Source organism: Neomoorella carbonis (assembly GCF_045278715.1).
GTDB lineage: Bacteria > Bacillota > DSM-521 > Neomoorellales > Neomoorellaceae > Neomoorella > Neomoorella carbonis.
Window position 1 is genome coordinate 1,964,639 of sequence record NZ_CP136420.1, and the last position, 11,736, is coordinate 1,976,374.

The 11,736-nt window shown below is 52.0% G+C and carries 12 protein-coding genes and 1 riboswitch; of the genes, 2 read left to right on the forward strand and 10 right to left on the reverse strand.

The features are described from left to right. Window positions 1-39: 39 nt before the first annotated feature. The 9 genes from MCACP_RS10185 to MCACP_RS10225 all read right to left on the reverse strand — a co-directional run bounded on the left by MCACP_RS10185 (window position 40) and on the right by MCACP_RS10225 (window position 9,900). Window positions 40-2,856 carry an S-layer homology domain-containing protein gene (locus tag MCACP_RS10185; RefSeq protein WP_406676653.1) on the reverse strand — a complete coding sequence of 939 codons (2,817 nt, stop codon included), beginning with the start codon at window positions 2,854-2,856 and terminating at the stop codon, window positions 40-42. Window positions 2,857-3,167: 311 nt separating this feature from the next. Next, a riboswitch (cobalamin riboswitch) is annotated at window positions 3,168-3,377 on the reverse strand. 59 nt (window positions 3,378-3,436) lie between these two features. Further along, the gene (locus MCACP_RS10190) at window positions 3,437-4,360 is read right to left on the reverse strand and encodes an ATP-binding protein (protein WP_406676654.1); all 924 of its coding nucleotides are present in this window, start codon (window positions 4,358-4,360) and stop codon (window positions 3,437-3,439) included. Then, window positions 4,338-5,012 (reverse strand): 4Fe-4S binding protein, encoded by a 675-nt coding sequence (locus MCACP_RS10195; protein WP_406676655.1) that lies wholly within the window; start codon window positions 5,010-5,012, stop codon window positions 4,338-4,340. Before MCACP_RS10195 ends, MCACP_RS10190 begins: the two co-directional genes overlap by 23 nt. Next, window positions 4,987-5,388: a DUF5320 domain-containing protein gene (locus MCACP_RS10200; protein ID WP_406676656.1), complete on the reverse strand. Its 402-nt coding sequence runs from the start codon at window positions 5,386-5,388 to the stop codon at window positions 4,987-4,989. Before MCACP_RS10200 ends, MCACP_RS10195 begins: the two co-directional genes overlap by 26 nt. Window positions 5,389-5,510: 122 nt before the next feature. Further along, window positions 5,511-6,266 carry an ABC transporter ATP-binding protein gene (locus tag MCACP_RS10205; RefSeq protein WP_406676657.1) on the reverse strand — a complete coding sequence of 252 codons (756 nt, stop codon included), beginning with the start codon at window positions 6,264-6,266 and terminating at the stop codon, window positions 5,511-5,513. Continuing rightward, entirely contained in the window at window positions 6,263-7,336 is a 1,074-nt protein-coding gene (locus MCACP_RS10210) for a FecCD family ABC transporter permease (RefSeq protein ID WP_406676658.1), read from the reverse strand. The genes MCACP_RS10205 and MCACP_RS10210 overlap by 4 nt, the downstream gene beginning before the upstream one ends. Window positions 7,337-7,376: 40 nt before the next feature. Continuing rightward, window positions 7,377-8,486, reverse strand: coding sequence for an iron ABC transporter substrate-binding protein (locus tag MCACP_RS10215; RefSeq protein WP_406676659.1), 1,110 nt, complete (start codon window positions 8,484-8,486; stop codon window positions 7,377-7,379). A 65-nt stretch (window positions 8,487-8,551) separates the two neighbouring features. After that, entirely contained in the window at window positions 8,552-9,169 is a 618-nt protein-coding gene (locus MCACP_RS10220) for an FmdE family protein (protein WP_406676660.1), read from the reverse strand. A 476-nt stretch (window positions 9,170-9,645) separates the two neighbouring features. Continuing rightward, complete coding sequence (locus MCACP_RS10225; protein WP_406676661.1) at window positions 9,646-9,900, reverse strand: FeoA family protein; 255 nt, start codon at window positions 9,898-9,900, stop codon at window positions 9,646-9,648. Between the two features lie 349 nt (window positions 9,901-10,249). On the opposite strand from MCACP_RS10225, the gene MCACP_RS10230 reads away from it, so the two are divergent. Next, entirely contained in the window at window positions 10,250-10,504 is a 255-nt protein-coding gene (locus MCACP_RS10230; protein WP_406678738.1) for an AbrB/MazE/SpoVT family DNA-binding domain-containing protein, read from the forward strand. After that, the gene (locus tag MCACP_RS10235) at window positions 10,501-10,887 is read left to right on the forward strand and encodes a type II toxin-antitoxin system VapC family toxin (RefSeq protein ID WP_406676662.1); all 387 of its coding nucleotides are present in this window, start codon (window positions 10,501-10,503) and stop codon (window positions 10,885-10,887) included. The genes MCACP_RS10230 and MCACP_RS10235 overlap by 4 nt, the downstream gene beginning before the upstream one ends. Window positions 10,888-11,326: 439 nt before the next feature. On the opposite strand, the gene MCACP_RS10240 is transcribed toward MCACP_RS10235, so the two are convergent. Continuing rightward, window positions 11,327-11,734: a class I SAM-dependent methyltransferase gene (locus MCACP_RS10240; protein WP_406676663.1), complete on the reverse strand. Its 408-nt coding sequence runs from the start codon at window positions 11,732-11,734 to the stop codon at window positions 11,327-11,329. Between the last annotated feature and the right edge of the window lie 2 nt (window positions 11,735-11,736).

Consider the following 11,736-nt stretch of genomic DNA (forward strand, 5'->3'; position numbering starts at 1 on the left):
CGCCGGCGCTCCCCACCGTTTTAATCCTTCTTTTCTCATTTACTCTGCTACTAGCATCCGGTAGATCATCACCGCGCATTCTGCCCGGCTGGCCGTATCTCCCGGCCGGAACGTACCATCTTCAAAACCTTTAACAAGTCCGTGGGCGGCAGCTACAGCTACGCTCTTTCTGGCCCAGGCAGAGACTTTGTCGTTATCTTTAAAGGCCAGTTTTTCCTCGCTGGCGGGCAGGTTCATGGCCCGGACCAGCATAGCTACCAATTCTTCGCGGGTTATGGCGTTTTCAGGGCGGAAGGTGCCGTCCTCATAGCCCTTGACCAGGCCGTTGCCGGCAGCGGCAGTTACTGCCCCGGCGTACCAGGCGTCACCTTTTACGTCCTTAAAGGGGTTCTTCGTCCCTTCCTTCGCCCCCAGGCCCAGGGCCTTGACCAGGAGGCTGGCAAATTCCGCTCTGGTCACTGCCCGGCCCGGCTCGAAGTGGCTGCTGTCCACCCCGGCCACAATGCCAGCCCCGGCCAGGGTTTCAATGGTATCCTTCGCCCAACCAAACGAATTATTAGTTACATCTTCAAAAGATTTCCTGGCTTCCTTTGCAAACACGGCATAATCGGAGAAGTGGTTTACCCTGGCCAGAATTAAGCCCTTAGACATGTCGACCACGACCGGTATAGCTACCCACTGGCCTTTTGTCTTATCGTACCAGGCCAGGGCCAGGTTTTCCGGTTTGGCCAGGGGCGGCAAGGCAATTTTTAAGTTTAAGGTCACCGGTATGTTGAAGGTAGTACCGTCGGGTCCAAAATTGTAAATTGCCGATATTTGCTGGTAGCCTGCCGGCGGAGGAGCCTGGGCAGCATTACCTCCGGTATTTCCAGCGCTCGCAACAACGGTAGCCTTCTTAATGGTAATCTCTAAATCGTTTTGTAATGCCCCGGCTGGTATGGACAGGGCTATTTCTTCTTTAGCATCAGTTATGATTGCTCCCGCTGAAGCGGTGACCTTCTGGGCCAAGTCAATTTGGTTTTGGGCCAGTTCTTTTCTCAGGGCGGCAGTTTCAGCACGGCTCATGGCCTTTTCGCCGCCAGTGACTACCACGGCTTTTTTAACTTCGTTTAAAGGAGCGATCTGGAAGGTACCCTCTGTTAATTCCAGCAACTGGTTAATTTTCGCTAATGCATCCACGGCTACTTCGGGGGCCTGTAGGGCTACCGGGAGTTTTTTATTTTGCTCCTTTAGATCGGCTGGTACAGTCATAGCCGTCGAGGCAGAGGTGCTACTTTTTACCAGACTTTCCCACACTGGTCCCGGCGAGCTCCAGTCCGTGCTGTACCACCAGATGATCTGGTCGCCGTCCTGGATCGTTTTCTGGGAAGCGCTCACCATGGGCACGCTGCCGTTGACCTGGTACATCCACCCATTCATACCGCTGTTGGCCTGGCCGGCGATGCTTTTAACAAAGCCGTTATCGTCGACGTAGGGAAGACCGGTGGCGTCCAGGGCTCCCAGGGCCGTCAGGCCCCACCTGCCGTTTTTGCTCACCATGACCGAGCCGGGCCCATAAAGGAGCTCGCCGTTCATGCCTACTACGGCAATGTCGACGATGCAGTAATCACGATCCGGAGTGGATGAGGTGGGTAAGGTAATATTGAGGATGGCCGTCGCCGTCAGGCCATTATAAATAGCCTTTACCACCGTCTGCCCGGTATTGAGGGCGGTGACCAGGCCGTAAACTGTGGCGTCAACACTGGCCAGGCTATCATTGGCAACCGACCATTGGGCGTACTGCGTTACATCAACAGTCTTGCCGTAGACATCCTGCCAGACGGCCCGAAACTGCTTATGGTCACCTATATTAGTTAATGTTGCGCTGGAGGGATCAAGATAAAAGCGCCAGATTGTAGGCGTGATGCCCAGTGAATTATAAGCACCTAGCGCCCAGGTGGCATCCATGGCGTTTTTAAAGGCGCCTAAGCTACCGTCAGGGTTGACGGCGTTGTTCCACAGGTAGTCAACGGCACTTTTGCCTTGGTTCTTCCAAGATGCTGGGTCTATGCCAAGAGTGGTTAAAGTAAGGATTACCTCCGAGGTATCAAGGAGGGGGTCGTCCCAACCGACCACAAAGCTACCGTCTGGTTGTTGTTGCTGTTGCATCCACTCAAGACCATTGTAGATGGCCGCCTGAACGGAAACGTCCTCTTTGGAGGGATCCAAAAAATAAAGCGCCCGCACTGCTTGAGCAGTGGCCATGAAATCGGGATAATATATGTTTTGATACGTATAACCCCAGCTTCCGTAGGTAGCCTCACCAACTGTTGTGTTTTTTGTGCTTAAAATGTACTCCTTCGCATAGGTTTTATCAATAACGCTGAGCAAATTAGCTCGACCTAAAAGTTCAAAGGCCGGGATGTTGCTAAAGAGACTGAAATCTCCGCTGTCAAATCCGCTTCCGGTCTGCCTACTTTGTAAGATTTGCGCTAATCGGTTAACTAAATCTTCTCGCCCCAGGACCCTGGCGGCCACCAGGTCCTGGGCCAGGGTCTTAGCACTGGGTGGATTTTTAATATCGCGATAAACTGCATCTATAACTGCTTCTTTAAGGTTTTGGCCATTGTATACCCAGGTGCTGCCATCCACGCCGGCCTGGCTTAAAATGTAAAAGGTATATGACCCCACACCCTGGTCGGCATTTTGCACTCCTTTTTGAATATATTCGTTGTACAAAAACTGGACGGGGTAATTGGCCGGCGAGCCGGCCCCTTCGCCTGCCCATGCAGGGGCTACAGGTAGAAACATGTTTAGAACCATTAAAAAGGTAAGAAAATAGGTTAGCCTTTTCCCTATTTTTTTACTTCTACCCAAGTTGTATCCCCCCTAGAAGATTTTACAAAATCTACTGCCTATCAAAGTTACATTAGCTGCATCAAAAAGACGGCCTCATGCTAACACCTCCCAGCAATACTCCCCGGGTGGGTTAGAATAGGCCGTCCATCTACCGTTCCCGGCGCATCGTGAACCTCCAGTCGTTTTGCCTTATTGGGAGTTCCTTGCCGGACCGGCTGGCAGCATTTAAGCCGGCCCCTCGGGGCCAGGCGCCTACCCTGATAAAATTAAAACCCCTGCTCCGAAGAAATCAGGGGTTATGCCGTTTCCCCATCCTGCGTAGGGAGCACCAGCTACTTCGGCAAGCACCAGGTCTCCTGGCTCGGGTTCACCGTTTCCCCACGCCTTCCCGGGCTTAAACCCAGTGGCCTGATGCGGGGTCACTCCCCCTTACAGTGGCGCGACCGCGCCGGATTTGCACCGGCTTCCCTTGATGCCTGCACCGTTATTCGTTTTTCTTAAGTTATAACTATTCTACAAATACTACCAGAATCCTCCCGGCAAGAACTTTTTTTCCCTGCAAGCTGTGGTGATTTTTTAGCAGATAACGTCCAGCTTACTATTTTCCTATCCTTCCCATCTGTACCATCAAGCTATCCCACATGGCCCTGACAGCATTTGCTGCCGCCCCGCGGGAACAGGCCGTCAACGGTACGGCATTGACCAGGGCCCTGGCAACATCCGCATCGAAAGGTATTTTACCGGCTATGGTAAGGCCCTGCTTATAACAATAAGCCTCAATTTCCCGGCTTTTCTCCGGGGCCAGGTCATATTTGTTAATACAAACGGCCACCGATACTTTAAAGTGGCTGGCCAGCTTCACCACCCGCTCCATGTCGTGCCAGCCGGCTACCGTCGGTTCCGTCACCACCAGGGCCAGGGTTACCCCGGTCAGGGAGGATATGACCGGGCAGCCGATACCGGGCGGGCCGTCGGTAATGATCAGCCGGGCCTTATTTTCCTCCGCCAGCCGCCGCGCTTCCTGGCGTACCTTCGTCACCAGCTTGCCGGAATTATCCTCGGCCAGGCCGAGCTGGGCATGCACCAGGGGGCCGTAAGGTGTTTCGGAAATATACCAGTACCCGGCCAGGTTGGGTTTCATGGTAATGGCCCCTGCCGGGCACGTCAAGGTGCAGACCCCGCAACCTTCACATGATAGAGTATCCACCTGCAAAACGGAACCCCTGGACCCGTTATCGCTATTTTCTTCTCCTGCTACGGGTGCTGCCTTCATGATAGCGCCAAACCGGCAAACTTCGATACAGCGGCCGCACCCGGTGCAGCGACTGGCATCAATAATCGCTTTATGGGAACCATAAAATTCATTGACGCTCTCCACCTCTGGCCGCAGGAGCAGGTGCAGGTCGGCAGCGTCAACGTCACAGTCGGCCAGGACTTTATCCTCCGCCAGGGCAGCCAGGGCGGCTGCGATAGATGTTTTACCTGTCCCACCTTTGCCGCTAATTACCAGCAGCTCTTGCACGCTGTGACACCAGCCTCTCTATCTCCTGCCAGAGGCCGACAAAGGCCGGCACCCAGTCGGGATATTCTTCCACCAGGCATTTTCCCCTGGCATAGGTGGCAGCATATCTTTTGTCAAAAGGGATTTTCAGGAGGACCGGGATTCTCTCCTGGCGGCAATAACGCTCCACCCGCAGGTCACCAAGGGTGGAACGGTTGATAACCACCGCAAAGGGAATACCCAGTTCCCGCACCATGCCGACGGCGAGCTTGAGATCGTTGAGGCCGAAGGGGGTGGGCTCCGTGACCAGCAGGCAAAAATCGCTGTCCTTCACGGCGGCTACCACCGGGCAGGAAGTACCCGGCGGGGCGTCGATGAGGGTGAGCCCTTCCTTGCGGGCGAGCTTTTTGACCGCTCTGATCACCGGGGGTGCCAGGGGCACACCCACATCGATCTTGCCGTGGGCAAAATCAATCCTGCCAGCCTGGCCCCTGGCAACCACCCCGATACGGTAAGGTTTTTCTGTAATCGCCCCCCGGGGACATGCAAAAGCGCAGCCGCCGCAGCCGTGGCACATTTCCGGAAAAATAATGACCTTACCCCCGGCGACGGCCAGGGCGTGAACCGGCCCAGCATTTTGGGTTAACTTACAGGTCTTCGTTTTCCGGATCACTGGCCTTATCTTGCCGCTCTTCCTGCTGTAAAGCCTTCAGCTGTTCTTTGACCGCTTTAAGCTGGCCTTCCAGCACGGCCGCCTGCTGCTTTAAAAATTCCACCTCGGGCGCCGCGCCCTGGGGCGGTACGGCACCGGGAAATGGTGCGCCCCACCAGCCCCCGGGCAACCAGCCATAAGCCGGCGGGAAAAAACCCCAGGCCCACCTGCGGCCCAAGCCTAGCCCCCGGCCACGACCCAGACCCAAGCCCAGGCCCCGTCCAAAGCCGAAAGCAGGATTCATAAAGCCCGGTACGGGGAAACCGTTACAAAAGCCGGCACCGCGACCGGTGCGTGGCCCCAGCCCCCACGGACCGGTCCTGTCACCACGTGGCATCTTCCTTCTCCTCCTTTCGGTCTTATGTTCATTATTAGTATAAGTCTATTATGGCCATTTGTCAATAATAAAATGCAAAAATAAAAACCCTGGAGGTCATCTCCAGGGTGTGATGATTACAGCTATCCAAGCGGTACGATTACCGGGATGTTTTTTATTTTTGCCATCACCACCGGTACGTCGTAAACACTGGCGATATTATCCGGCGTCATTATTTCCATTCCACCACAGGCGAAGACGGTATGATTTTTTAACAGCAGAAACTTGTCAGCAAAGCGCAAAGCCAGATTAAGGTCGTGCATGACCACCACGGCGGCAATGTTTTGCTCCCTGGCCGCTTTTTTTACTGTTCGCAAAACCTCGAGCTGGTTTTTCAAATCCAAATTGCTGGTAGGTTCATCCAGGAGCAGGACCAGCGGTTCCTGAGCTAAGGCGCGGGCCATCATCACCTTTTGCAGTTCGCCACCGCTGAGTTCGTCGAGGTAGCGCAAATAAAGCTCTTCCAAACCCAGAAGCCTTAAAACCCGGTGCACAATTTCCAGGTCTTGGTGGGAAACATCCCACTTGATGTGGGGTTTCCGGCCTAAAAGAACAGCATCAAAAACAGTAACCCGGCTGCTTTCACTTCGCTGGGCCACATACCCTATTTTACGTGCCACATCCAGCCGGCTGAGCTGAAAGACGTTATCTTTTTCAATTAAAACCACCCCTCGTTCAGGCTTAAGTATTTTATTCAAGCACTTGAGCAGGGTTGATTTTCCGGCGCCATTGTTGCCCAGGATGGCAAAAAACTCTCCCCTTGCCACGGTAAATTTGATATCTCTTAAAACAGGACGGCTGTTGTAGCTGAATTCCACACCATCTACCCGCAGAATCATCGCTTATTGCTCCCCCTGGCAAGGAGATAAAGAAACAACGGGGCACCCATAAAAGACGTTATGGATCCTACCGGCAAAACAACCGGCGCAATGACAGTCCTGCCCAGGGTGTCGGCGGCCAGCAGCAAAAACCCGCCCATCATGCTGGCAGCCGGGATTAAAAAACGGTGGTCGCCGCCAATCACCCGCCGCATTATGTGCGGTCCTACCAGGCCTATAAAGCCGATAATGCCCAGAAAAGAAACCACCGTAGCCGTAATTAAGGAAGCTATAAACATCCCCGCCAGCCTTATTTTCTCTACATTCACTCCTAGGCCTTTGGCCGTTTCCTCGCCGCTGTCCAGGGCGTTGTAATTCCATCTATTGGCCATAAAGTAGAGAAAGGCAACACCCTCCACTGCCGCCATAATTTCCAGATCTCGCCATGAAACCCTGCCAATATCGCCAAAGGTCCAGAAAACCATAGCGGCAACCTGCACATCGCTGGCAAAATACTGCAGGATAATCGTCCCGGCGGAAAAAAGCGACCCCAGGGCGACCCCGGCCAGGACCATGGCTTCAGGGGAAAATCCTTTGTGCCCGGCCAGAAAAATGATCACCAGGGTCGCCGCCATAGCACCAAGGAAGGCAGTCAAAGTGACCAGATAAGGGCTATTAATCAGCACTGCATCGGCACCGCTACTGTGAGTGCTACCCGCCCCCAGGGCAATTATGGCTATCGCGGCGCCGAAGGCCGCCCCCTGGGAAACACCCAGGGTAAAAGGTGAGGCCAGGGGGTTGCGCAAGATATTTTGCATCACACACCCTGCCACGGATAGGCCAACGCCGGCAGTAAACGCTGCCAGCACCCGCGGCAGGCGGATATTCCAGATTATGATCCGGGCCCGGCCTTCAACCTTGCCCAGCAGCGTCATAATGACCTGCGCCGGCGTAAGTTCCGCCGACCCGGCGTTGATGGCGTAAATACCCAGCAAAACGCTAAAAAGGATGAGAAGGCCGATAACCAGGACTTTTCTCCGGGTGTACCTTAAGTAATCCAGCGAAACGTTTGCAAGTACCACCTGACGCACAATTTGCTTTCTCCTCGCGCTCTAGAATTACCACAGATTTTTACGGCGTTGTCAGGCTAAGCTTCTTAAAGCCGCCAAAATCCCTGGCCATCTGATCATACACTGGCTTCCCTAAAAGAAACTGGTAAATATCATCGGCTTTCCCGGCCGGGTCTACGTCCTTAAACTGTTCGGGATAAATCACTTTACCGGCGTAATAGGCGTCGGCAATGGCGGTATCGATATTTGTGGTATAGTAGTTATAAGGAATCTGGCCGTAAAGCTGGCCTGTTTTGACTGCCTTCAGGGACTGGTAAAACTGCGGGTTTTTCTTGTAGTCTTCCTGCACCAGGCCCAAACCGGCTTCGTCGATAAAAATGATATCCGGGTCCCAGCTTAAAAGTTTTTCCCTGTCGATCATGATGCTCCCCCTTTTACCTGTCTCGTCTGCTACATTCCGGGCGTTTATAGCTACAAAAGGGGGGTACTGGGCCTGGGTACTCTCGATGCCATGGGCACCCTTCATACCGAGGGCACCTACATAGACCCTGGGCTTCTTTTCTTCCGGTATATCCTTTGTCCGCGCCTTTAAGTCCTGTTGGCAATTTTTCAGGTAAGCGACCACTTCCCCGGCCCTTTTTTCATTGCCGGTAATCTTGCCAATCAGCTGCAGCGATTTATACACATCCTCATCAAAGGGAGCCAACTTACCGTAACTAAGCACCACCACCGGGATGTTCGTTTTGGCTTGGAGTTCATCCGCATGACCCCTGTCCACCAGAGAGGCCACAAAAATCACGTCGGGTTGGACGCTGGCTAGCTTCTCCGCGTCCGGGGTAGAATCAGGTCCACCTGGTCCAATTACAGGTTTGCTTGTTAATTCGGGATTGGCTAGAAGGTAAGGTTTGCCGGTAGGCTTTTGCTTCTCTACATTTTCGATGCCCACCACCTTATCTGCGCCGTTCACATAACAAACCAGCCTTAATGCACCCGGTCCAATGGCCACAATTTTATCTGCCGGGACAGGAATTTCCACTTCCCGGCCCTCCAGATCGGTGATTCTGGTTTTAGGCAATACCGAGCCAGGGCTGGTAGCTTGCGGCCCGCACCCGGCCAGGATCATGAACATCAACAATAAAGCTGTAACCACGATTGGTATCCTCTTAAACATTTCCCTTCCTCCCGCGGTAAAAATCTATGGATAGCCTCCCGGGGCAAAAAGCATACGGTTGCACCCTACTTTTCTCCCCAGCCGCGGGTGTAATTTTCCGCACAGGGGATGCAGGCGTACCGGCCCTCCTTTACCCTAGCCCGAACTTCTGCCACCGGCTCTCCGCAATAAGCGCAGGTCACGGAGTTAAAAAGGCGGGCTTTTGCTGGCATGGCGAGCTTCACATGCTCTGTTTTAAATATTTCCTCCTCTGGCGCCTCCAGGATAAGTTGCAAGCGCTGTTCCTGGTAACGGCCAAAAAGCTCCTTTTCCGCCGGTGTGGCCTGGCCGCTAAAAACCCTCTGCCGCAAGTTCCGGTAATTCTCGTCTTCCTGCAATGCTCCACTCTTTAAGGCTACCCGGACGGCAGCACCAGTCTTCCTATCACCAATAGTAAATACATGCTTGCCGTAGTCCCGATAAAGGAGATTGCCTTTTCCCAGAGTGCAGCCGGTAAGCACCTGGATGGCATCCACCCCACAGGCATCGGTTTCTACAATGGCTACCAGTTCTTCATCCTCTGCCCGCCCGGCAGCCAGTTCCCGCAGGGCTATTTTTGCCGCCCGGTAGCCAATGACCAGGCCCGGGCAGCTATGCCCGTGAAAGGCCACGGCCCTTTCCCAATCGTTGGGGAAAACATCCATAGTTATCGGCTCCTTCCTGTTTGAAATAAAAAAGAACCACTTCAGGTACCCCTTCTGGGGTTTACATACCCTCCGTGGTTACAGAAACAACCTTCATGGCTGTAATTAAATTTTTCGCCAGTCAAATCAAAATTCCTGCTGCAAAAATATTAAATTTATTTGCGGCAGTCCGGGCAATAACCAAAGATGATCACGGACGCACTGATAACTTCAAAACCATCCCTTTTTATACCCCTGTCAATAACAGGGTCATGCTCCTCTCCCGATTGCCAGGCGGCCGCCCCCTGAACCATTCCCTAGCGAAACAATTATGGGTCCAAAGTTATCATTGCGGATAATCTTAATGGTTGACCCGCGTACCAGGCCGGCGACGCAAACTTATGCCGCCAGCGACTTCTTTAATAACTGCCTCCCGGCCTGTATTTAAAAATTCCAGGGGTAATAACCCGCTGCTCATAACTGAACACCTCTTAACATTAATTGAGTTGCTCGACAAAAATAGCGGCTGCTTCTTTTTTGCGTAAGCTCAAATGGTAACCCTTTACTTTTACTTCTATAGGGTCGCCCAGAGAAGCTGCTCCTGCGACAGCCACTTCAGTACCAGGTACTACTCCCATGTCCAAGAGCCGGCGGCGGAGTTCGCCGGTAGCGGTAATTTTAATTACCTTGCCGCGGGCACCCTTTTCCAATTCGCTTAAGGCACATGTGCTAATGGTTTCTAAAGCCTCCATGACAACAGCCTCTTTTCCTTCTTTAAGCAAATCAAAGTTGCAAACCTTTCTCAAATAATCAAATAGAGTTGGCAGGAGTTAAATTGCACTTAACTTACATCCTCCCTATTCTCCTCGCTTTCACTCCACATCAACTCCGCTTTTGTGCTTATTTTCACAATTAAGTATAGCTTAATTCGCTTTTGCTGGTATTCTGCCTCGCAGGCACCCGGTAATCCCGGGGTTTTTTGGCGTGGCACACCTCCTATCTGGCGCAAATAAGGTGCAATATTGACTAGCTATAACTTTGGGATATAATTATGGTAAGACGTGACTTACTTGTAAGGTAGGTGTAGTAAAATTGCAGGGTATGATAAAAGTATCCAGCAAAGGCCAGATTGTGTTACCTGCCAATTTAAGGAAAAAAGCATGTATAAAAAAAGGTGATATTTTAATTGTTAACCTGGTGGGCGATAAAGTTGTAATTGAACCTCTTAATAAATCCAAAAAAGAAGATTGGCAGCAGATACTTGAAGAAACAGCAGGAATCTGGCCGCATGTAGACTCAAAGTATGTCGAGGAACTCCGTTTAGCTGCCCAAAAAAGATTGGAGGAAACCCTGTGAGGGTAATATTTGATACGAATATTTGCATTGATCACCTGCGCGGTTTCAGGCCTGCTACCGATTATCTTTTGAGATGCCAGGACATGGAACGATGGATCAGTTCCATAACCGTTATGGAATTATATGCCGCGCCGCATATTACGGCTGAACAGCAAGAAAAAATGGTACGGCTGTTCGATGGCTTAAATGGGATAATTGAAGTTGACATGGATATAGCCAGAAAAGCCGGGGAGTTCCTGCGAAAATACAGAAAAGATCCCGGATTAAATCCTATAGACGCTCTTATAGCGGCAACAGCATTACATCTGGACGCTGTTCTCGCCACAAGGAATAAAAAGCATTTTGATTTTATCCCTGGAATTGTTGTTGACTGTCCTTATTAAAACCACAGCCCAGGAGCAGTAGCGGCCCTTCCCTGGCGGTGATGATTAAAGACTAATCGCCGGAGAAGATCCTTCCAGAGATCTTCTGTTTTCGAGCTACACCTGCGACGACGATGGGGAGGCGGGGGTAAGCACTTCTAGCCCGGTTATTCGTTTAAAATATTCTGCATTTAGTGTAAAGAGGGACAAGTTACGCGCCAGGCAGATGCCGGCAATAAGGGTCTTTTTCCCGGTTCTTCGCCCTTGCTAAATATTCCTCAAGGGCTTCATTTACTATTTCTGAATAACCCCTTAACCTCGCCTGGCCGCCAGGGCCATAAGTTTAGCCCGGGTTTCATTGCTGATTTCAATGGTAGTGCGCATGTTTAATCACCTCATATAAAACAAACTCTAAAAGTTCTCTGAACCGTACAGCAAAATCCTGCTGGTAGTTTGGCGATTACTGATACCTCGCCTTGACTCCAGATGCCAGGTAATAATCATGACCCTCGTCAATCTCGATTCCTGTTAACCCGGCAGCTACCAGCATACCCATCATTTCGTTGCCCGGCGGGATCTGGTCCCCGGCTATAACGCCCCCCAGGGATCTATGTAAATTATTTATGGTTTCCCTTGCTTTCGTATGGCAGATAACCACACGCCCGCCTTGTTTCAACACCAGGGCCATCTCTTTTAAGGCCTTAAGTTTATAAGGAAAATGGGGGAAAGCCGAGCTGCAGATGACCTCGTCGAAAGTAGCATCCATTTTAATTGTTAACCTGGTGGGCGATAAAATGGTTGCCCCCCTCGTCATGGCACAACCGTCATCACCTCGACCGTGTTTATCTCCCGGCAGGTCGCCCTTCAAGT

What these genes read in the sequence shown, in the direction of transcription:
- MCACP_RS10200 (WP_406676656.1), bottom strand. Translation starts at nt 5,388, where the DNA reads ATGCCACGTGGTGACAGGACCGGTCCGTGGGGGCTGGGGCCACGCACC.
- MCACP_RS10205 (WP_406676657.1), bottom strand. Translation starts at nt 6,266, where the DNA reads ATGATTCTGCGGGTAGATGGTGTGGAATTCAGCTACAACAGCCGTCCT.
- MCACP_RS10215 (WP_406676659.1), bottom strand. Translation starts at nt 8,486, where the DNA reads ATGTTTAAGAGGATACCAATCGTGGTTACAGCTTTATTGTTGATGTTC.
- MCACP_RS10220 (WP_406676660.1), bottom strand. Translation starts at nt 9,169, where the DNA reads ATGGATGTTTTCCCCAACGATTGGGAAAGGGCCGTGGCCTTTCACGGG.
- MCACP_RS10225 (WP_406676661.1), bottom strand. Translation starts at nt 9,900, where the DNA reads ATGGAGGCTTTAGAAACCATTAGCACATGTGCCTTAAGCGAATTGGAA.
- MCACP_RS10230 (WP_406678738.1), top strand. Translation starts at nt 10,250, where the DNA reads ATGATAAAAGTATCCAGCAAAGGCCAGATTGTGTTACCTGCCAATTTA.